The following is an 18,361-nucleotide window of genomic DNA, read 5'->3' as shown; positions in this document are numbered from 1 at the left end:
ACCCGCTCCGGCGCCGCGTGGCCCGCCCGCCGGTGCTGCTCACGCGTCCCCGTACGCCTCTCCCCCGAGCTCGAACTCCGCGGTGCCGGCGGTGACATCGGCCAGCCACGCACGGAAGGCGTCCACGTCGGCGTCCGGCAGGCCGATCTCGATCACGACCGCCTCCCCGTAATGGACGTCACGCACCTCACGTCCCGTGGACCGCAGATCGTTCTGCACCTTGCCGGCGCGCTGGTGGTCGACGGTGATGGTGGCGAGCCGGAAGCGGCGCCGGGTGAGGGTGCCCAGCGCGTCGAGCGCTTCGCCGACCGCTCCCCCGTAGGCACGGATCAGGCCGCCCGCGCCGAGCTTCACGCCTCCGTAGTAGCGGGTCACGACGGCGACGACGTAGCGCATCTCGCGGCGCGTGAGCATCTGGAGCATGGGGACGCCCGCCGTGCCGCCCGGTTCGCCGTCGTCGCTCGCCTTCTGCACGGAGGCGTCGGCGCCGATGACGTACGCATAGCAGTTGTGGGACGCGGTGGGGTGCTCCTTGCGGATGCGCGCCACGAAGTCCTGGGCCTCGCGCTCGGTGGCCGCGGGCGCGAGCGCGCACAGGAACCGGGAGCGGTTGATCTCGGTCTCGTGCACGCCCTCACGGGCCACGGTGCGGTACTCGTCCTGCATCCGGCCAGCGTATGCCGCGTGCCGGGGTTCGCTCGCCCCCGCCCGTCGCCCGGGTCACGCGGTGGTGAATACTCGCTCGTCGTCGCGGGAAGCCGCGGGGCGTTCGTCCCGCGGCTTCCCGCGCGGATGTACCCCCGGGTCCGTACCGGCACGACAGAAAGCAGTTCCGCCCATGACCGGCACGCAGGCCGAACGCGTCGAAAGCACGGCCGTCCGGCCACCTTCCCCGCGATGGCGGTCCTGGCTCCTCGAAGGTCTGAGCGAGACGACGGCCCGGCATCCGGGACCGCACGGCACGCCACCGGCCGAGCACAAGGGCCACACGTGGTGGCGGGTGATGTGCCTGACGGGCGTGGACTACTTCTCGACCCTCGGCTACCAGCCGGGCATCGCCGCGCTCGCCGCGGGACTTCTTTCCCCGTTGGCCACCCTTGTCCTGATCGCGCTCACGCTCGGCGGCGCGCTGCCGGTCTACCGCCGCGTCGCCAAGGAGTCCCCGCACGGCGAGGGGTCCATCGCGATGCTGGAGCGGCTCCTTCCGTGGTGGGCGGGGAAGCTGTTCGTCCTGGTGCTGCTCGGGTTCGCCGCCACGGACTTCATGATCACGATCACGCTGTCGGCGGCGGACGCCGCGGCGCACGTCGTCGAGAACCCCTTCGCGCCCGCCTCGCTCGACGGCGCGAACACCTGGATCACGCTGTTCCTGGTGGCGGGCCTCGGCGCGGTGTTCCTCAAGGGATTCCGTGAGGCGATACGGGTGGCGGTCGTGCTCGTCGCCCTCTATCTCGTACTGAACGTGGTCGTCCTCATCACCGCCGCGTGGCACGTCCTGACCGAGCCGGTGAAGATCGGCAACTGGTGGGACGCCATGACCGCCGCGCACTCCTCGCCCCTCGCGATGATCGGCGTGGCACTCCTCGTCTTCCCGAAGCTGGCGCTCGGCATGTCCGGCTTCGAGACGGGCGTCGCCGTGATGCCGCAGGTGCGGGGCGACGCCACGGACACGTACGAGCGGCCCGAGGGCCGGGTGCGCGACACCCGCAAGCTGCTCACGACGGCCGCGCTGATCATGAGCGGTTTCCTGCTGCTCTCCAGCCTCGCGACGACGATCCTGATCCCCCAGTCCGCGTTCGAGAGCGGCGGCCCGGCCAACGGGCGAGCCCTCGCGTTCCTCGCGCACCAGTACCTGGGCGAGGGCTTCGGCACGGTGTACGACGTCTCGACCATCGCGATCCTGTGGTTCGCCGGAGCCTCCGCGCTCGCCGGGCTCCTCAACCTCGTGCCGCGCTATCTGCCGCGCTACGGCATGGCCCCGGAGTGGACGCGCGCCGTCCGCCCGCTGGTACTCCTCTTCATGACGATCGCCGTCTTCATCACGCTCTGGTTCAACGCGAACGTGGACGACCAGAGCGGCGCGTACGCGACCGGCGTCCTGGTCCTGATGCTGTCGGCGTCGTTCGCCTCGACGGTCGCGGTGCGCTCGCGCGGGCGCCGGGCCGCGACCGTCGGCTTCGGGGTGATCACCGCCGTGTTCGGGTACACGCTCGTCACGAACGTCATCGAGCGGCCCGACGGCATCAAGATCGCCCTCCTGTTCATCGTCGGGATCCTCCTCACCTCGTTCGCGTCGCGCGTGCACCGCGCGTTCGAACTGCGGGCGGTCGACGTCACGTTCGACGAGACGGCGGCGCGGATCATCGACGAGGCCGCGGGCCACGGTCCGCTGCGCATCATCGCGAACGAGCCCGACGAGCACTCCACGGCCGAGTACCGCGCCAAGGAGTACAGCCAGCGCGAGCAGACCCACATCCCGGACGGGCGGCCCGTCCTGTTCCTGGAGGTCTTCGTCCACGACTCGTCGGACTTCACCGCGCCGGTGGAGGTCCACGGCGACGAGAAGCACGGCGTACGCCGCCTGCGCGTCCAGGGCGCGGGCGTCCCGAACACCATCGCGGCCGTCCTGATGAGCCTGCGGGCCCGCACGGGCGAGCTGCCGCACGCGTATTTCAACTGGACCGAGGGGCACCCCGTCAGCCATCTGCTGCGCTTCCTGGTGTTCGGCGACGGCGAGGTCGCGCCGGTCACCCGCGAGGTGCTGCGCCGCGCCGAGCGCGACCCCGCCCTGCGGCCCCGCGTCCACGTGGGCTGACCTGCGCGCGCATCGCTCCGGACTAGGATGTGGCGCCCACGCGTGGGCTACGGCCGGGACGGAGGGCGACGGGACATGACGCGGGACGGACACGACGGCCGGCGGCCGCGGCGCCGGGGGCAGGGCGAGCTGGAGGCCCAGGTCCTCGCGGCGCTGCGCGAAGCGCCGGGTCCCGTGACGGCGGCCTGGGTCCAGGAGCGGGTCGGCGGCGGCCTCGCCTACACGACCGTGGTGACGATCCTGACGCGGCTCCTCGCGAAGAGCGCGGTGACCCGCGCCCGGGACGGCCGCTCCTTCCTGTGGACACCGGCCGCCGACGGGGCGGCGCTCGCCGCCCTGCGGATGCGCAAGGTGCTCGACGGCGAGACGGACCGCGGGGCGGTCCTCGCCCGGTTCGTCTCCGCCCTGCCGCCGGACGACGGACAGCTGCTGCGGGACCTCCTCGGACAGGCCGACCGACGGGACGCCCGGTCGGACGAAGCCCCGGGCCCACGCGAGGTCTGAAGCGCCACCGACCCGGGGAATCCCGCAGGGCACCGCCCTGTTGACCACGGAGAACGCCCGTCGACCCCAGGAGGCAGCGCATGTACGGCGATCAGGAGACGGTCCGCAGGATCCTCACGGAGCTCGGTGACACCTGGGCGGTCGTGGGCCTCTCCTCGAACAGGGCGCGCGCCGCGTACGGCGTCGCCGAGGTCCTCCAGCGCTTCGGCAAGCGCGTCGTCCCGGTCCACCCGAAGGCCGAGACGGTCCACGGCGAGCAGGGCTACGCGTCCCTCGACGAGATCCCGTTCAAGGTCGACGTGGTCGACGTCTTCGTCAACTCCCACCTCGCGGGCCAGGTCGCGGACGAGGCCCGCGCGATCGGCGCGGAAGCGGTCTGGTTCCAGCTCGGCGTGATCGACGAGGCGGCGTACGACAGCACGCGCGAGGCGGGGCTTGCGATGGTCATGGACAAGTGCCCGGCGATCGAGATTCCCCGCCTGGGCTGACCGCCTCATCCCATCAACTGCCGTGCCAGAAGCGCCAGTTACGGGTCGCACCGCGGCACCGTGGCCCCTGGTAGCTCGTACTCGTCGCGGCGGCCGCACATGCCGTAGCCGCCGCGCCGGGTGGGACCCGTGTCGTACGAGGCCGATCCCGTGAGGTAGGCGGGGTCGCCGGATTCGAGGGCCGCGAGCTGGGCGCCGGTGCGTTCGGCGGTGGCCAGTGCACCGGCCCGCCACAGCTCGCGCCAGGCGGGCACCTTGTCCCGGACGAGGCGGGCGGCGGCGCGCTGGAATTCCAGGTAGGGGCCTGAGCGCCCGGCCAACAGCGCCTCACGCAGGGGCAGATAGCCCTCGACGGCGAGGTCGCGCCGCCGCCGGGCCGCCGCCTCCGCCAGGGGTCCCGTCCGCGCCGGAAGTGTCGCCGCGGCGGCGTACCGCTGCGGGTCGGCGAGCACGTCGGGCGGAAAGGTGAAGACCGCGTCCCCGGCCTCCGGCAGACCGGTGTTCTGCATCAGCACGGTGATGCGCAGGTCGCCGCCCTGCACCATCCGGTGCACGGTGCCCGGCGTGAACCACGCCACCGAGCCTGCCTCCAGAGGGACTTCGCGGTAGCCGCCGGGGCTGAGCGTCTGGACGGCGCCGCGGCCGCCGGTGACGACGTAGGCCTCCGTGCACACGAGGTGCAGATGCGGGGTGCCGCCGCACACGCCGTCCGCGGCCTCCCACTCGTAGGCGTTCAGGTGGGAGAGGCCGACGGCTCCGGGCAGCGGATGCGGGAGGCCGGTCGACGGGAGGGCGGGTTCGGAGAGCATCTGGGGCTCCTCATCCAGGCCGGTCGGTGCGGTGTGACAGGGCGGGGAAAGCGCTTGCTCCGAGGAGGAGCCTAAGCGCACCGGTCCTCACATGCACGCGATCGGCTCGATCGCCCCCGGCCACCGCTCCACACCGTCCCCGGTCCGCACATACGCGTCGGACTTGTCGACGGAGAGCCACAGTTGGCGCCGCCCGTCGCGGTAGCCGGTGTCCGTGGCCCCCTCGGGCAGCCGCGTCCTCGGCGCGTACGAGGAGTGCAGGAGTTCGCGGGGCAGCGCGTGTCCGGGGTCCCGGAGGTACTGGCGGTCCCCGAGGTGGAGGAACTCCGCGGACTGCCAGTCGCAGTGCTCGGGTCCGGTCGCGCTGAAGATCTCGGAGGCGGGGACGGCGCGCCCGTTGCGGTCCGCCCACACCCGGATGTCGAGGTGGGCGCGGTCCCGGCGGGCGAACTCGGACGGATCGCACTGGGCGTACGTCTCCAGACCCCAGCCCGGCCTGCGGGGCAGGTCCTTGGCGACGATCACGGCCACGCGGGTGCGGCCGGCCACGTCGTACGAGTACAGGACGCGGCGGCCCGCCTCGCGCTCGACGCGATAGCCGCGCCGCGGCAGGGACCGGGAGAACTGGTCGGACACCAGCGCGCTCAGGGCCTGGTCGGGCGAGTCCGCGCCGTCCGACGTGCCCCAGCCGTCGTCCCCGGCGCCGCCCTGGTAGGGCCGGCCCGCGCATTCGAGGGCGAGGACGGCGGCGCCCCCGCCCTGGACATTGTCCTCGTCACCGTCGACGTCGGGTGCCTTCGCCTTTAGAGGACCGCGGTAGGGGGCGGCCGGCGAGGAGCCGGTCACCACCAGGCCCTCGGGAACTGCCGTGCTGCAGGCCGCAGTTGACACCAGCGACACCGACGCCGCGGCCAGCACGGCCACCGTCCGGATTCTCATAATTCGCCCCACCCGATTCCCCGACCCGATTCCCGCGCCGCTGCGCGGAGCCGCTCCTCGGACGCGGCGGCCTCCGGGTTCGTTCACCGGCCGGCGGGATCAGTTCACGCCGAGCCCTTCGAGGACCACCGCGCCGGGCAGCTCGAGGAACGCCTTGCCGGGCACGATGAGCTTGCCGCGGCGCGTTCCGCTGCCGATCAGGACGTGCGGCCGGTCGACGACGGCCGCGTCCACGAGGAGCGGCCAGTCGGCGGGCAGCCCGATCGGGGTGATGCCGCCGTACTCCATGCCGGTGGCTCCGGTGGCCGTCTCCATGGGGGCGAACGACGCCTTTCGGGCGCCCAGTTGACGGCGTACGGCTCCGTTGACGTCGACCTTGGCCCCGGAGAGGACCAGGCAGGCGGCGAGTGCCGTCTCGCCGCCGCGCTTTCCGGCGACGACGACGCAGTTCGCCGAGTCCGCGAGCAGCTCGGGGCCGTAGCGCTCGACGAACGTGGCGGTGTCCGCCCACTCGGGCTCGGTGTCGACGTGGATCAGCTGTTCCGCCGGGACCGTGCCGTGCCAGTTGCGTACGGCGTCGGCCACCGGGCCTGTCAGCAGGTCGAGCGCCTCGACAGCGGGGCGGACGTGGTCGAAATCTCCGATGGGTGCGCGCATGGCCGCACGCTAACAGCCGTCCGAGACGGGTGAGCCGGGCGTCTCAGCGTACGGGCGGCACCGACACGGCCATGGTCATCTCCATCGCCTCGGTGCCGTCGTTGCGATAGAAGTGCGAGGCGTCGGCCTCGAACGAGACGCTGGATCCCGCCGGCACGCGGTACTCGGCGCCGTCCACGACCAGGGTCAGCTCCCCGGCCGTCACATGGAGCAGCTCCACGGTCCCCGCGGGGTGCGGGTCGGAGCCACTGCCGTCACCCGGTTCGAGGTGCCAGTCCCACATCTCCAGGGGGCCGGGCGCCTCCGTCCCGGCGAGCAGGCGGTTGTAGCTGCCGCCGTCCGTGCTCCACAGGCGTACGGCCTGCTCGGGCGGGACGATGCGGACCTTCGGGCCCTGTTCGTAGTCGAGCAGGGTGGTGATGCTGATGCCGAGCGCGTCACCGATCTTGACGACGGTGCCGATGCTCGGGTTGGTGCGGGCCTGCTCGATCTGGATGAGCATGCCGCGGCTGACTCCGGCGCGGGTGGCGAGACCGTCGAGGGTGAAGCCCCGCTCGGTGCGCCAGCGCTTGACGTTGCGGCCGAGAGACTGGGTCAGCAGATCGAGGTCCGACACATTCCGTCCAATATTATGGATGACAGCGTTCAATTGATTGAACTAACGTGTGGTGCAACAAAGCATTCACCGATGTTCACCACACTGTACTGCGAGGCCGACCATGACAGCACTCTTCGCCCTGGCCACGAGCCTCATGTGGGGCCTGGCCGACTTCGGCGGAGGGCTCCTCACGCGACGAACGCCCGCGCTCACGGTCGTGGTGGTCTCGCAGGGCATCGCCGTCACCGTGCTCGGCGCGATCGTGGCCGCGACCGGCGCCTGGAGCGAGGCGGGACCGCAGCTGTGGTTCGCCGTCGCGGCGGGTCTCGTCGGGCCGGTCGCCATGCTCGCCTTCTACAAGGCGCTCGCCCTCGGCCCGATGGGCGTCGTCTCGCCCCTCGGCTCGCTCGGCGTCACCGTCCCCGTGGCCGTCGGCCTGGTGCTCGGCGAGCGTCCCGGGCTGCTCCAGTTCGCGGGCATCGGCGTGGCCGTCGCAGGGGTGATCCTGGCCGGCGGGCCGCAGTTCAGGGGCGCGCCCGTGCAGCGCCAGGCGGTCCTGCTCACGCTGCTCGCGGCGTTCGGCTTCGGCGCGGTGATGGCCCTGATCGCGGAGGCCTCGACGACCGTGACGGGGCTGTTCCTGGCGCTCTTCGTGCAGCGGGTGACCAACGTGGCTGCGGGCGGCACGGCCCTGTACGTGTCCGTGCGGCGCGGCGGCCGGGCCCTTCCCGAGGACGGCGGGATGGCGGTGGTCCGGTCGGCGCTCCCGGCACTGGCGTTCGTGGGCCTCGCCGACGTGGCGGCCAACGGTACGTACGCGATGGCCGCGCACCAGGGCCCGGTCACCGTGGCCGCCGTGCTCGCCTCGCTCTACCCCGTCGTCACAGCGCTGGCCGCGCGCGGCTTCCTCGGCGAGCGGCTGCGCGGGGTGCAGGCCGCGGGGGCAGGCCTCGCACTGGTGGGCACGGTGCTGCTGGCGACGGGTTAGGGGGTGTCCGGCGGATCAGGGCCGCGACCCCGGCCATGATCCGCCGGACACCCCTAGGGCCTCTCGTATGGATCAGGCCGGGCTCGCGCCCGGCTGGGCGCCCTCTTCGATCCCTTCGATCCCGGCGCCCCCTTCGATCCCTTCGACGTCTTCGACCCCGTCCAGGTCCGCGAGCGCGAGGAGTTGCTCGGGGGTGATCCCTTCGGGGATCGGGGCGGGGGCCGGCGTGCGCAGCGGCGGCTGCCACCCTTTCTCCTCGTCCCAGCTCCGCACGACCCTGGCGGGGGCGCCGGCCACCACCGCGTGGTCCGGCACCTCGCCGCGCACGACGGCACCGGCGGCCACCACGACGTTCCGGCCGAGCCGCGCCCCCGGCAGGATCACCGCGCCGGTGCCGATCCAGCAGCCGGGCCCGATCTCCACCGGCTCCATCCGCGGCCACTGCTTGCCGATGGGCTGATGCGGGTCGTCGTACGAGTGGTTGGTCGAGGTCACGTAGACGTACGGCCCGAAGTAGCAGTCGCTGCCGATCGTGACCGTCGTGTCGGCGATGACGTGGCTGCCGCGGCCGAGGACGACGCCGTCCCCGATGCGCAGGATCGGCTCGGCCCCGAGGTCGAGGTCGGGCATCAGGCCGGCGGTGAGAGTGACCTGTTCGGCGATGATGCAGTGCGCGCCGAGATGGATCCACGGCTCGCCGAAGACCGTGCCCTGCGGGAAGGCCAGCTTGGTGCCGTGGCCGAGGGACCCGAATCGGTAGCGGCCGGGATGCGCCGCGGTCACCGCGCCCGCGCGCTGCGCCAGGCGCCAGCCCGCCTGCACCGCGCGATGGGCCAGGCGTCCGGTGAAGTCGCGGGATGAGAACGCGTTCCAGTTCTTCGGCACAGCCTCACGTTACTCAGCCGTACGCCACCGTGCAGAGCCCTGGCCTGTGATCTTCGCCCCACGCAGCACCTGCTCAGGGCCGTCCCGTACGGTTCGCTCTGGCGCGACACAGTCGGTGCGGAAGACGGAAGAGGAGACACAGCGATGGGCCAGCAGGCACTCATCACCGGGATCGGCGGCAAGGATCCGGAGCTTGACGATGAGGCGTTCGCCGCGCCGACCTCCGTCGTGATCGGCGAGGTCACCCTGCACGCCGGGGCGAGTGTCTGGTACGGCGCGGTGCTGCGCGCGGACTGCGGCCCGATCGTGCTCGGCGCCGACAGCAACATCCAGGACAACTGCACGGTGCACGTCGACCCCGGCTTCCCGGTGACGGTCGGCGAGCGGGTCTCGGTGGGACACAACGCGGTCCTGCACGGCTGCACCGTCGAGGACGACTGCCTCGTCGGCATGGGCGCCACGGTCCTCAACGGCGCGGTGATCGGCGCAGGTTCCCTGGTCGCCGCGCAGGCCCTCGTCCCGCAGGGGATGCAGGTCCCGCCGGGCTCACTGGTGGCCGGCGTGCCCGCCAAGGTGAAGCGGCCGCTGACCGAGGAGGAGCGGGCCGGCATCACCCTGAACGGCACGCTCTACGTGGAACTGGCGAAGGCCCACCGCGCGGCGCACGCGGACGACTGACAGTTGAGGAGTGTCGCCTGACAGTGACCGTCAGGCGACAACGGTCACTCGGCGGCCGGGACCGGCTGCGCCTCGGCCGCCGCCTTCTTCGCCTTGCGCCTGACGATCAGCATGGAGGCCAGGCCGATCAGCACGGCCGCGCCGAGCCCGTAGTACGAGAACCGCTTGAGCCAGTCCTCTGCGACCACGCCGATGTAGTAGATGACGGCGGTCGTGCCGCCGGCCCAGATGACACCGCCGAGGAAGTTCGCGGTGAGGAACTTCCAGTACGGCATGTGCAGCACGCCCGCGAGCGGGCCCGCGAAGATGCGCAGCAGGGCGACGAAGCGGCCGAAGAAGACCGCCCACATGCCCCACTTCTCGAAGGAGCGCTCGGCGGTCGCGACGTGCGCCTCGCCGAAGTGGCGCGGGAACTTGTTGCCCAGCCAGGCCAGCAGGGGGCGTCCGCCCTTGCGGCCGATGGCGTAGCCGATGGAGTCGCCGATGACGGCTCCCGCGCTGGCGCAGGCGCCCAGGACGATCGGGTTGATGTCACCGTTCTGGGAGGACAGCAGGGCCGCCGAGACGAGGACGATCTCGCCCGGCAGCGGGATGCCCAGGCTCTCGAGGCCGATGACCCCGGCCACCAGTGCGTAGACGGCGACCGCCGGTACCGTGTCGAGCCACTCCTGGACGTGCAACGCCGATTCCTCCCGTGTTGGTGGGCGTGTGCCCGGCGTGCGCTCCTCCGGGTGCCCACGCCGGGCAGCCTACCCGTTCAGGGGAAACGGAGATGTCCGGCTCAGTCGTTGGGGCGCAGGGTCCAGACGACGGTCTTTTGAACTCCAGAGTTCGCGGACCAGCAGCAACGCCGGCTTCCCGGCGTGCCTGCCCCAGCATCTCGACGGCACGCCCTGGCTCGTACTCAATGTTCGCCCCCTCGGCTGCCGCGCGTTGGCCGGCTTCCATGGCGAGGATGCATGCGCGGCAGGCGCGGATCGGTTCGCGCGGAGCGGGCGCGTCGCGGGCTTCCGAGGCGACCGCCCCCCGTGAGCCGAAGAACGATGGTTGACACCTGCGGTCCTTGGTTGCCTGGCCTGTGTGGGATGGCACAGCACGTTGGTTGTCGCCGAGCTCTGGTCAGTTGATGTCGAACTCGTTCCCTTCGGGGTCCCGCATTCCGACCGCGTAGTGATTGATTCCTTCCTTGTGCATGACAACCGTGATGAGGGCGCCCAAGCCCGTCAGGCGGTCGGCTTCGGCATCCACTCGCTTCTTCCGCGTCTCGATCGGGTCTGTCCGGTCGCCGCTGGCGTGGATGTCGATGTGCAGCCGGTTCTTCACGGCCTTCGCGTCCGGGACCACATGGAACCAGATGGCCGGCCCACCGCCCTGCGGGTCGCTGATCCGGTCCGCGCCGCCGGTCAACGCTTCTTCGGGCAGCCCCAGGTCACGGTAGTAGTCGTCCCATGTGGCGAAACCGGATGGGGGCGGTGCGAGTTCATAGCCCAGTGCGGCGGCCCAGAAGTGGGCCTGGCGGTCAGGGTCGGCGCAGTCGATCACCAGCTGGTAGTGAACGGACATCGGGATTCCTTTCTCAGCCGCACAACTCAACCCGCCATCCTGCCCGTTACGAGACAAGAGCCGCGGCCCTGGAGAGCCGCCCTCGCGTTCACACTCTCAGTCAGCGCAGCAGGGACCGAGGCCGCGAGGCCAGGATTGCCTTGGCCTCGTCACTGATCGTCCGAACCACGTCCGCAGCGGGGCGGACGGCGTCGACGAAGGTCGCCGACTGGCCGTAGAGGATCTCGCTCGTGTCGAGGTCGGGTGGGGCCTCGAAGGGGTTGGCGTCCTCCGCGGGCGCTAACTCCTCTTTGCGGTCCTGCAGCGTGGCCTCACGTCCTGACCACTCGTCGGTGAACCGATTGCGGCGGACGCGTGTGCCGATGGTCGCCGGCCAGGGCAGCCCCGACGCGATGTCGTAGGCCCGCGTCCATACGGTGTCGCCGCCATCGCTCTCGACGATCAGGCGCTTGTGGACGTCGTGTACCTCGACCGCCTCCGGCGTGGCGAGAAATGCCGTCCCCAGCCAGGCGCCGTCCGCACCGACGGTGAGGACCGCCGCGAGTGTTCGGCCGTCGGCAACGCCTCCTGCGGCCAGTACCGGTACATCGGGATAACGCCTTACGATCCCGGCCAGGAACGGCAGCAGGCCCATCGTCCCGGTGTGGCCGCCAGCCTCGTTGCCCTGCGCCACGAGGACATCGGTGCCCGCGGCGACGGCCGTCTCCGCGTCATCGTAGGTCTGGACTTGGCACATCACCCGGGCTCCCGCGTCCTTGGCTCGAGCAAGCCACGGCTGGGGGTTGGCGAACGACAGCGCGATGATCTCTGGCCGCTCCTCCAGTGCGGCGTCGAAATGCGGCTCACTGAAGGGGAGGAACGGCGTGATGAAGCCGACCCCGAACGGTCGGTCCGTCGTGGCGCGAATGGTCGCGATCTGCGCGCGGATCCAGTCAGGTCCCTTCCAGGGATGCGTACCCCCGAAGGAGCCGAGCCCGCGGCGGCGGAAACAGCGGCGGCGAGTGTCCAGCCGCTGTGCAAGCTCATAGGAGCCGCCATCACCGGGTAATTGATTCCGAACATTTCGGTGAATCTCGTACGCAGCACGGGATTACGTTAACGAAAGTAGCGAACCCGACCAACTAGCAATACAGCGGGCGGCCCGCCGGCTTCGCCCGCAGGGCTCACTGAAACTCCCCACTCCCTTGAAAACCAGACCGATTGCGGCGGCGAGTAGACATGGTCAATCTCAAGAATCGCCATCAATCGAGCCCGGCCGGAAGGACGGAAGGGAGACGGGCGGGGCTCTGCGGAAATCCTCCGAGTCCGACGCCCGTACCGCATGCACGCTCCGGCCATTCGGGTGACCATGGACATATGGCCATGGCGCCGATCATCGTGCACCCGCCGCTCGGCACGGGCGGCCGGCGGGTAACCGCGCGCGGACAGATCCTCGGCCTCGCCTACTCGGATGGGGACGTCATCGAGTTCCTGCGCCGCGCCGGCCTGCCGGACGCGGAGGACCTGCTCGAGGATCCGTCGTGGGTGAAGTGGCACGGCGGCCGGGCGCACCACTACGAAGCGGCGTGAACCACCTTCGCCGCCGGCCACCCATCGGGGGTACTGACGATGGGCGGTCGCGATCCCTTGATCGGCTCGCGCAAGTTCGGCGGAAAGGTCTTCGGTTTGCCGGCCTCCCTGGTAGCGACAGGCATCGACTTCTACTACACCCCGCCAGGTACGAACAAGGAGCCGGGTGATACCGATGTGGAGGCCCCCGCAGAACCCGCAAAGGTGAGGTACCAGTGACGCACTCCGCCGGGCCGCCTCCGCGCGGTCGACGCCGCCCGGACCTGCGGCATTGGTTGAAACCCAGGAGCTCACGGACGCTCGTCCTCGGAGCGTGCATGGCCGTCGGCGGACTCGCCGGCGGGGTGCGTTCTGCGACCGGTGGGAAAGGGCTGGGGACAGCCGCGGTCATATTCGGCGTGGGGGTTCTCGGTGTCGCCATCGTCGTGAGCTACTTCGCCAACCGCCAGGACCGCTGAGGCACCCAGCAGGACATGTGGACCTGCCTTCCAGGCAGACAGATGCGCCCCACTCCCCCGCGTGCATCTTGGAACCCGGCTTGCCCCGGTCCACGAGGCTCGGACCTGTGTGTCGGCCCCCTTTGTTGCCCGCACGTGCGCGGAGTCCAGCACGGCACGGGAGACATCGACGAGGCCGGCATCGTCCAGCCGGGGCACCGTCGGCTTCGACACCCCAGAACAGGGCGGCAACGCCCGCCAGGCGCAACCGCTGACCAGTACGTAGATGATCGCGGCGGTGTCGAAGTGGCTTGGGCATGCAGATCCGTCGGTCACGCTGAAGATCTACGCGCACATAATGCCCGAGGCGGACGGCCGGGGCAGGGCTGCGATGAATGCTCGATTCGCGGGAGACTCGTAAAAGATCTCCCTGGCGGCTCCCTGGCTGCAAAATACTTGCGCCAGAGAGCAGCGTTCACCCAGGTAGTTCCGTCAGCCGTTGGGGCGCAGGGTCCAGACGACGGTCATTTCGCCCGTCACCGCACCGTCGGCGCGCTGGATCGCGACCGTCACCGGGAACTCGGGGCGCTCCCCCGCGTCGAGCTCGGCGACCACGTCGGCGGCCGGACGGCCGAGCGTGGCCGTCGCCGTGACGGGGCCCATGGCGAGCTTCTTGTACGCGATGTCGGCGCGTACCGCGAGCGGCACCGCCCGCGACAGCTGGTCCCCGAAGGCGGCGAGGACGATCGCGCCGCTCGCGGACTCGCCGAGCGTGAACATCGCTCCGGCGTGCGGTCCGCCGACGTGGTTGTGGTACTCACTCTGGTCCGGCAGGGCCACTACGGCCTTCTCCGGCGTGGTCTCGAGGAATTCGATGTTCAGGGTCCGGGCCATCGGCACGGTGGCGGCGAGCATCTCGCCGATCGACATCTGGTCAGCGCTCATGGTCCGAGATGTTACCCACGAGTAGCGACCTTGGCCATCCTCGGCCCGGAGGTGGCTCTATCGTTGCTCGCCATGTGGCCAGGAGAGCAGGGTCCCGGGGGCGAGCAGAACCCGCAGGGCCGCCAACCGAATCCGTACCAGCAGCCGAACCCGTATCCGCAGCAGTCCGGACAGCAGGTCTGGAACGCGCCGACGATTCCCGCCGGTTCACCGCAGCCGTCGCCCGAACCGCCGAAGCGGGGACGGACGGCTCTCATCGCCGTCGTGGCCGCGGCCGTGGTCGTCGTCGCGTCCGTGGTGACCGGGGTGGTCGTCCTCGGCGGCGACAAGGACAAGAAGGACGACAAGGCCGGACCCGGCCCCACCAATCCCTCGGCAGCCGCGTCGAGCGCGACCGGCAACCCGCGCGCGGGCGGCGCGGTGGAGCCCACCGTGCACGGCTGGAAGACCGTGGTGAACAGCGACCACGGTCTGGCGTTCGACGTTCCCGCCACGTGGCTGGTGAAGTCGAACGGCTGGGTCAACTGGGTCTCCAAGGACGGCGACCCGGCGGAGAAGCCTCTCATCGCCATGAGGAACCCGGCGTTCCTCAACGAGAAGTGGTGCGTGTCCGACGACGACAAGGACGGCAACGAGGAGGAGAGCTCCCTCGGCGCGACCGGGTCGCGGGGCAACAACGGGGCCAAGAGCACGCAGGACGCCGCCACCGCGGACGCCACGATGTGGGTCTACGGCGCGTACGCGCAGCCCGACAAGAAGAGCATCACCACGAAGCCGGCGGAGCCGTACACCACTGCGTCCGGTCTCACCGGCAGTCTGGTGACCGCCTCTTCGACGGGCGTGACGCAGAAGAAGCACGGCAAGTGCTCCTCCGACGGCAAGGCCGCCGTGTTCGCCTTCAAGGACGCCGACGGCGACTTCGCGTCCTGGTCGTTCGTCGGGCCCACGGGCGTCAAGGACGAGGTGCCCGACGCAACGGTCAGGAAGATCGTCAGCACGGTGCGGCTCGTGGACGTCAGCGACTCCTGACACGCGGCGCGGTGTCGAGGCCGCCGGCGAACCGTTGCACGTCCGGTACAGGGCGACGGTGCCGACGGCTGCCGGGACCTCTATTGTTGTGCGCCATGTGGCCAGGACAGCAGCCGCCCGGGGGCGAGCAGAACCCGCAGGACCAGAATCCGTACCAGCAGCCGGGGTACCAGCAACAGCCCAACCCCTATCAGCAGCCGGGCTACCAGCAGCAGCCCAACCCGTACCAGCAGCAGCCCGGGCAGCAGCCTCCCGGGCAGTGGGGCGCCCCGACGGTCCCGCTCGGCGCTCCCCAGCCGCCGAGCGGCAACGGCGGCGGCAACAAGACGAAGATCACCGCGATCGTCGCGGCCGCGGCCGTCGTGGTCGCCGCCGGCGTGACCGCGTTCCTCGTGATCGGGGGCGACAAGGAGGACAAGGCGGACTCGAAGCCGTCCAAGCCCCCCAAGAAGTCCGCCTCCCAGGACCCCAGCGCCGACGCGAGCGAAACCGTGAACCCGCGCGACCCGTCGAACGCGCCGAAGGCGACCATTCCGGGCTGGCAGGTCGTCGTGAACCCCAAGTACGGGACCGCGTTCGACGTACCGGCGGACTGGGTCGTCAAGTCGGACGGCGTGATCACCGGCTTCGAGGACGCGAAGGACGAGACCGGCAAGCCCCTCATCACGATGTCCGCACCCGCCTTCCTCAAGGAGAAGTGGTGCACGTCCGACGACGACAAGGACGGCAACGTGGATGACAGCGCCCTGGCAGGTGCGGGCACCAAGGGGCAGAACGGCGCCAAGAACACCCAGGACGTCGCGCGCAACGACTCGGCGTGGTGGGTGTTCGGCGGCTACACCGACCAGAAGAACTCCTCGAAGAAGCTCCTGACGATCGGTAAGCCGAAGGACTTCACGACCGCCTCCGGCGTCAAGGGCAGCGTGGCGACGACCAAGTCGTCCGGCGTGCCGAAGACGGGCAAGTGCGACACGGACGGCAAGGCCACCGTGTTCGCCTTCAAGAACTCCCAGGGCGACTTCGTCTCCTGGACGTTCTACGGCGCCACGGGCGTGAAGGACGAGGTCCCGGAGGCCACGGTGCAGAAGATCCTCAGCACCGTCCGCCTCCAGGGCGAGCCCAGCGTGGACTGAGCCGTACCGCTGCACAGCGTCCGGCCTGCCCTTCACCGGGCAGGCCGGACGCTGTGCAGCGGCGTCGGTAGTTGTGGACGTGGTCGGCCGCGCCCCCTGCCGCCGGGCCACTCAGGTAACAATCGGTTTGGCAAGTCGCGTCAGCTGCGGCGATAGTCCCTCAGTGACCTCTCCTGCCGCCTCCCCGCTCAGACCCCGCCGACCCGCGTGGGCGGGCCGCAACTACAGCCTGCTGGCGTTGGCGGCGTTCGTGACGACCCTCGGCAGCAACGGCGCGCTGATCGCGTCCGCGTTCGCGGTGCTCGAGACGGGGGGCGACGGCGGGGACGTCGGCCTCGTCGCCGCGTCACGCACCCTGACGCTCGTGCTGTTCCTGCTCGTCGGCGGAGCCGTCGCCGACCGGCTGCCGCGCCACCACGTGATGGTCGCGGCCAACGCGCTCAACTTCCTCTCCCAGGGCGCCTTCGCGCTGCTCGTCCTGACGGGCAGGCCAGAGCTGTGGCAGATGATGCTGCTCAGCGCGCTGGGCGGCACCGGGCAGGCCTTCTTCAACCCCGCGGCCGAAGGCATGCTGATGTCGTCGGTCACCAAGGATCAGGCCGGCCGCGCCTTCGCCCTCTTCCGCATGGCGATGTCGGGCGCGGCCGTGGGCGGCGCGGCGCTCGGCGGTGCGATGGTCGCGGCCGTCGGACCCGGCTGGGTGCTCGCCGTGGACGCGGTCGCGTTCGCGGTGGCGGGGGCCCTGCGCTCGTTCCTCGACGTCAGCCACATCGCGCCGCGTGAGCCCGGCGGCGGCCTCCTCGCCGATATGCGGGACGGCTGGCAGGAGTTCGTCAGCCGGCCGTGGCTGTGGGGGATCGTGGCCCAGTTCTCCGTCGTGGTCGCGGTGGTCGGCGCCGCCGACGCGGTCTTCGGCCCGCTCGTCGCGCGCGACTCCCTCGGCGGACCCGGACCCTGGGGCCTGGCCCTCGGCGCCTTCGGCGTCGGGACCGTCTCCGGGGCGTTCCTGATGATGCGGTGGAGGCCACGGCGGCTGCTGCTCGCCGGGACCCTGTGCGTGTTCCCGCTGGCACTGCCCTCGGCGGCGCTCGCGGTTCCTGTACCGCTCGGCGTGCTGATCTGCGTGATGTTCGTGAGCGGCGTGACGATCGAGGTGTTCAGCGTCTCCTGGATGACGGCGCTGCACCAGGAGATCCCGGAGGACAAGCTCTCCCGGGTCTCCGCGTACGACTGGTTCGGCTCCGTCGCGATGGTGCCGGTCGCCACGGCACTCGCGGGCCCCGCGGAGGCGGCCTTCGGCCTGGCGCCCGCTCTGTGGGGCTGCGCGGCGCTCGTCGTCGTGGCCACGGGCGCGGTCCTGTTCGTGCCGGAGGTACGCCGGCTGACGCGCCGCCCCGACGCCGCCGAACAGCTCGCGCCGGAACTCGTCTCAGCCGATGCCGAAGGAGCCGCCGGGCGGCTGGGGTGACGGCACCGCGTCCTCGTCCCGTACGGGCTTCGCGCCGCCGGTGAAGCGGCGCAGCTGAGCGCCGTGCTCGACGCGGGCCGGGAACACGTCGGCAGCGGCGCGCCGGGCGAGCGCCTCGATGTCGAGCTCTTCGTGGGAGGCCACGAGGACCGTGTTCCCGAAGCGCCTGCCGCGCAGCACGGCGGGCTCAGCGATCAGCGCGAGATGCTCGAACACCGCGGAGAACGTGGCGAGTTGGGAGCGGAGGAAGTGGAAAGGCGCGCCGTCCGCGAGGTTCGCCGCGTAGACGCCCGTGGGGCGCAGGACCCGCTCGGCGGCCTCGGCGTAGGCCACGGTGGTCAGGTGGGCCGGGACGCGGGAGCCGCCGAAGACGTCCGCCACCAGCACGTCGGCGCTGTCCGCGTCGGCCGACTCGAGCCAGGCGCGGGCGTCGGCCCCGTGGACGGTGATCCCGGCGCCGTCGGGGACGGGCAGGTGTTCGGCGACCAGGGCGAGCAGCCCGCTGTCGGCCTCGATCACGTCCTGACGTGAGCCCGGCCGCGTCGCCGCCGCATAGCGCGGCAGGGTGAGCGCGCCACCGCCCAGGTGCAGCACGTCGAGCGGCTTCCCGGCTTCGGCCACGCAGTCGAGGACGTGGCCGAGCCGACGCGCGTACTCGAATTCGAGGTGCTCGGGCGCGTCCAGATCAACGTACGACTGCGGAGCCCCGTCGACCGTGAGCAGCCAGGCCCTGCGCCGGTCCACGTCGGGCATCAACTTGGCGGTGCCGTGATCGACGGTCCTGGTCACGGGTATCGGCTCGTCCACGCGTCCATTGTGCCGGGTGGTGGGGGTGGGGAGTGCCGGGCAGCGAGGA

At 71.1% G+C, this 18,361-nt stretch carries 20 protein-coding genes and 1 pseudogene; 9 read left to right on the top strand and 12 right to left on the bottom strand.

Annotated elements, in window-relative coordinates; genetic code table 11:
* Positions 1 to 39 precede the first annotated feature (39 nt).
* On the bottom strand, positions 40 to 666 hold the full coding sequence (locus AC07EJ_RS37840; RefSeq protein WP_478885953.1) for a YigZ family protein: 627 nt from the start codon (positions 664 to 666) through the stop codon (positions 40 to 42).
* A gap of 172 nt (positions 667 to 838) precedes the next feature.
* Between AC07EJ_RS37840 and AC07EJ_RS37835 the strand changes: the two genes are divergently transcribed.
* The 3 genes from AC07EJ_RS37835 to AC07EJ_RS37825 all read left to right on the top strand — a co-directional run bounded on the left by AC07EJ_RS37835 (position 839) and on the right by AC07EJ_RS37825 (position 3,807).
* The gene (locus AC07EJ_RS37835) at positions 839 to 2,815 is read left to right on the top strand and encodes an APC family permease (RefSeq protein ID WP_478885952.1); all 1,977 of its coding nucleotides are present in this window, start codon (positions 839 to 841) and stop codon (positions 2,813 to 2,815) included.
* Positions 2,816 to 2,890: 75 nt separating this feature from the next.
* A complete protein-coding gene (locus tag AC07EJ_RS37830; protein ID WP_478885951.1) occupies positions 2,891 to 3,319 on the top strand; it encodes a BlaI/MecI/CopY family transcriptional regulator in 429 nt (142 codons plus the stop codon).
* Positions 3,320 to 3,399: 80 nt separating this feature from the next.
* Positions 3,400 to 3,807 carry a CoA-binding protein gene (locus AC07EJ_RS37825; RefSeq protein ID WP_389476906.1) on the top strand — a complete coding sequence of 136 codons (408 nt, stop codon included), beginning with the start codon at positions 3,400 to 3,402 and terminating at the stop codon, positions 3,805 to 3,807.
* A gap of 38 nt (positions 3,808 to 3,845) precedes the next feature.
* On the opposite strand, the gene AC07EJ_RS37820 is transcribed toward AC07EJ_RS37825, so the two are convergent.
* The 4 genes from AC07EJ_RS37820 to AC07EJ_RS37805 form a co-directional block, all read right to left on the bottom strand.
* Entirely contained in the window at positions 3,846 to 4,616 is a 771-nt protein-coding gene (locus tag AC07EJ_RS37820) for a cupin domain-containing protein (protein WP_389476908.1), read from the bottom strand.
* A gap of 87 nt (positions 4,617 to 4,703) precedes the next feature.
* Complete coding sequence (locus tag AC07EJ_RS37815; RefSeq protein ID WP_389476910.1) at positions 4,704 to 5,555, bottom strand: hypothetical protein; 852 nt, start codon at positions 5,553 to 5,555, stop codon at positions 4,704 to 4,706.
* Positions 5,556 to 5,654: 99 nt separating this feature from the next.
* Positions 5,655 to 6,212, bottom strand: a complete 558-nt coding sequence (locus AC07EJ_RS37810; RefSeq protein ID WP_478885950.1) for a YbaK/EbsC family protein — start codon at positions 6,210 to 6,212, stop codon at positions 5,655 to 5,657.
* Between the two features lie 43 nt (positions 6,213 to 6,255).
* Positions 6,256 to 6,828 carry a helix-turn-helix domain-containing protein gene (locus AC07EJ_RS37805; RefSeq protein WP_389476914.1) on the bottom strand — a complete coding sequence of 191 codons (573 nt, stop codon included), beginning with the start codon at positions 6,826 to 6,828 and terminating at the stop codon, positions 6,256 to 6,258.
* A 103-nt stretch (positions 6,829 to 6,931) separates the two neighbouring features.
* Here AC07EJ_RS37805 and AC07EJ_RS37800 point away from each other — a divergent pair, with 103 nt between their 5' ends.
* Positions 6,932 to 7,798 carry an EamA family transporter gene (locus tag AC07EJ_RS37800; RefSeq protein WP_393584356.1) on the top strand — a complete coding sequence of 289 codons (867 nt, stop codon included), beginning with the start codon at positions 6,932 to 6,934 and terminating at the stop codon, positions 7,796 to 7,798.
* Positions 7,799 to 7,870: 72 nt separating this feature from the next.
* On the opposite strand, the gene AC07EJ_RS37795 is transcribed toward AC07EJ_RS37800, so the two are convergent.
* Complete coding sequence (locus AC07EJ_RS37795; RefSeq protein WP_389476918.1) at positions 7,871 to 8,683, bottom strand: acyltransferase; 813 nt, start codon at positions 8,681 to 8,683, stop codon at positions 7,871 to 7,873.
* 144 nt (positions 8,684 to 8,827) lie between these two features.
* On the opposite strand from AC07EJ_RS37795, the gene AC07EJ_RS37790 reads away from it, so the two are divergent.
* A complete protein-coding gene (locus AC07EJ_RS37790; RefSeq protein WP_389476920.1) occupies positions 8,828 to 9,361 on the top strand; it encodes a gamma carbonic anhydrase family protein in 534 nt (177 codons plus the stop codon).
* Positions 9,362 to 9,405: 44 nt separating this feature from the next.
* On the opposite strand, the gene AC07EJ_RS37785 is transcribed toward AC07EJ_RS37790, so the two are convergent.
* From AC07EJ_RS37785 to AC07EJ_RS37775, 3 genes are all read right to left on the bottom strand, one after another.
* Positions 9,406 to 10,041, bottom strand: a complete 636-nt coding sequence (locus tag AC07EJ_RS37785; protein ID WP_389476922.1) for a DedA family protein — start codon at positions 10,039 to 10,041, stop codon at positions 9,406 to 9,408.
* A gap of 439 nt (positions 10,042 to 10,480) precedes the next feature.
* Positions 10,481 to 10,924 carry a VOC family protein gene (locus tag AC07EJ_RS37780; RefSeq protein ID WP_478885949.1) on the bottom strand — a complete coding sequence of 148 codons (444 nt, stop codon included), beginning with the start codon at positions 10,922 to 10,924 and terminating at the stop codon, positions 10,481 to 10,483.
* 100 nt (positions 10,925 to 11,024) lie between these two features.
* A complete protein-coding gene (locus AC07EJ_RS37775; RefSeq protein WP_478885960.1) occupies positions 11,025 to 11,720 on the bottom strand; it encodes an NAD(P)H-dependent flavin oxidoreductase in 696 nt (231 codons plus the stop codon).
* Between the two features lie 560 nt (positions 11,721 to 12,280).
* Here AC07EJ_RS37775 and AC07EJ_RS37770 point away from each other — a divergent pair.
* Positions 12,281 to 12,493, top strand: coding sequence for a hypothetical protein (locus tag AC07EJ_RS37770; RefSeq protein WP_389476926.1), 213 nt, complete (start codon positions 12,281 to 12,283; stop codon positions 12,491 to 12,493).
* A 519-nt stretch (positions 12,494 to 13,012) separates the two neighbouring features.
* Here AC07EJ_RS37770 and AC07EJ_RS37765 read toward each other — a convergent pair.
* Together AC07EJ_RS37765 and AC07EJ_RS37760 are read right to left on the bottom strand one after the other, a co-directional pair.
* Positions 13,013 to 13,146 (bottom strand): annotated as a pseudogene (locus AC07EJ_RS37765) (IS5/IS1182 family transposase); the annotation flags it as partial.
* Between the two features lie 276 nt (positions 13,147 to 13,422).
* Positions 13,423 to 13,860, bottom strand: coding sequence for a DUF4442 domain-containing protein (locus tag AC07EJ_RS37760; RefSeq protein ID WP_116500096.1), 438 nt, complete (start codon positions 13,858 to 13,860; stop codon positions 13,423 to 13,425).
* A gap of 87 nt (positions 13,861 to 13,947) precedes the next feature.
* Between AC07EJ_RS37760 and AC07EJ_RS37755 the strand changes: the two genes are divergently transcribed.
* From AC07EJ_RS37755 to AC07EJ_RS37745, 3 genes are all read left to right on the top strand, one after another.
* Complete coding sequence (locus tag AC07EJ_RS37755; protein ID WP_389476928.1) at positions 13,948 to 14,904, top strand: DUF8017 domain-containing protein; 957 nt, start codon at positions 13,948 to 13,950, stop codon at positions 14,902 to 14,904.
* Positions 14,905 to 14,999: 95 nt separating this feature from the next.
* A complete protein-coding gene (locus AC07EJ_RS37750) occupies positions 15,000 to 16,037 on the top strand; it encodes a DUF8017 domain-containing protein (RefSeq protein WP_389476930.1) in 1,038 nt (345 codons plus the stop codon).
* Positions 16,038 to 16,200: 163 nt separating this feature from the next.
* The gene (locus tag AC07EJ_RS37745; RefSeq protein WP_478885948.1) at positions 16,201 to 17,505 is read left to right on the top strand and encodes an MFS transporter; all 1,305 of its coding nucleotides are present in this window, start codon (positions 16,201 to 16,203) and stop codon (positions 17,503 to 17,505) included.
* Here the strand turns inward: AC07EJ_RS37745 and AC07EJ_RS37740 are convergent.
* Positions 17,467 to 18,312 (bottom strand): spermidine synthase, encoded by an 846-nt coding sequence (locus tag AC07EJ_RS37740; protein ID WP_389486755.1) that lies wholly within the window; start codon positions 18,310 to 18,312, stop codon positions 17,467 to 17,469. The two genes, AC07EJ_RS37745 and AC07EJ_RS37740, sit on opposite strands and share 39 nt — an antisense overlap.
* Positions 18,313 to 18,361 lie beyond the last annotated feature (49 nt).

The sequence above is a fragment of the Streptomyces sp. NPDC045026 genome (genome assembly GCF_056432625.1).
Note: the sequence above shows the minus strand (reverse complement) of the source record. Positions and strands in the feature narration are given on the sequence as shown.

Excerpts from the sequence above, each read along its gene's own strand:
- AC07EJ_RS37770 (WP_389476926.1), top strand. The coding sequence starts at position 12,281 with ATGGCCATGGCGCCGATCATCGTGCACCCGCCGCTCGGCACGGGCGGC.
- AC07EJ_RS37755 (WP_389476928.1), top strand. The coding sequence starts at position 13,948 with ATGTGGCCAGGAGAGCAGGGTCCCGGGGGCGAGCAGAACCCGCAGGGC.
- AC07EJ_RS37780 (WP_478885949.1), bottom strand. The coding sequence starts at position 10,924 with ATGTCCGTTCACTACCAGCTGGTGATCGACTGCGCCGACCCTGACCGC.
- AC07EJ_RS37830 (WP_478885951.1), top strand. The coding sequence starts at position 2,891 with ATGACGCGGGACGGACACGACGGCCGGCGGCCGCGGCGCCGGGGGCAG.
- AC07EJ_RS37750 (WP_389476930.1), top strand. The coding sequence starts at position 15,000 with ATGTGGCCAGGACAGCAGCCGCCCGGGGGCGAGCAGAACCCGCAGGAC.
- AC07EJ_RS37815 (WP_389476910.1), bottom strand. The coding sequence starts at position 5,555 with ATGAGAATCCGGACGGTGGCCGTGCTGGCCGCGGCGTCGGTGTCGCTG.
- AC07EJ_RS37790 (WP_389476920.1), top strand. The coding sequence starts at position 8,828 with ATGGGCCAGCAGGCACTCATCACCGGGATCGGCGGCAAGGATCCGGAG.
- AC07EJ_RS37800 (WP_393584356.1), top strand. The coding sequence starts at position 6,932 with ATGACAGCACTCTTCGCCCTGGCCACGAGCCTCATGTGGGGCCTGGCC.
- AC07EJ_RS37835 (WP_478885952.1), top strand. The coding sequence starts at position 839 with ATGACCGGCACGCAGGCCGAACGCGTCGAAAGCACGGCCGTCCGGCCA.
- AC07EJ_RS37840 (WP_478885953.1), bottom strand. The coding sequence starts at position 666 with ATGCAGGACGAGTACCGCACCGTGGCCCGTGAGGGCGTGCACGAGACC.
- AC07EJ_RS37825 (WP_389476906.1), top strand. The coding sequence starts at position 3,400 with ATGTACGGCGATCAGGAGACGGTCCGCAGGATCCTCACGGAGCTCGGT.
- AC07EJ_RS37810 (WP_478885950.1), bottom strand. The coding sequence starts at position 6,212 with ATGCGCGCACCCATCGGAGATTTCGACCACGTCCGCCCCGCTGTCGAG.
- AC07EJ_RS37820 (WP_389476908.1), bottom strand. The coding sequence starts at position 4,616 with ATGCTCTCCGAACCCGCCCTCCCGTCGACCGGCCTCCCGCATCCGCTG.
- AC07EJ_RS37760 (WP_116500096.1), bottom strand. The coding sequence starts at position 13,860 with ATGTCGATCGGCGAGATGCTCGCCGCCACCGTGCCGATGGCCCGGACC.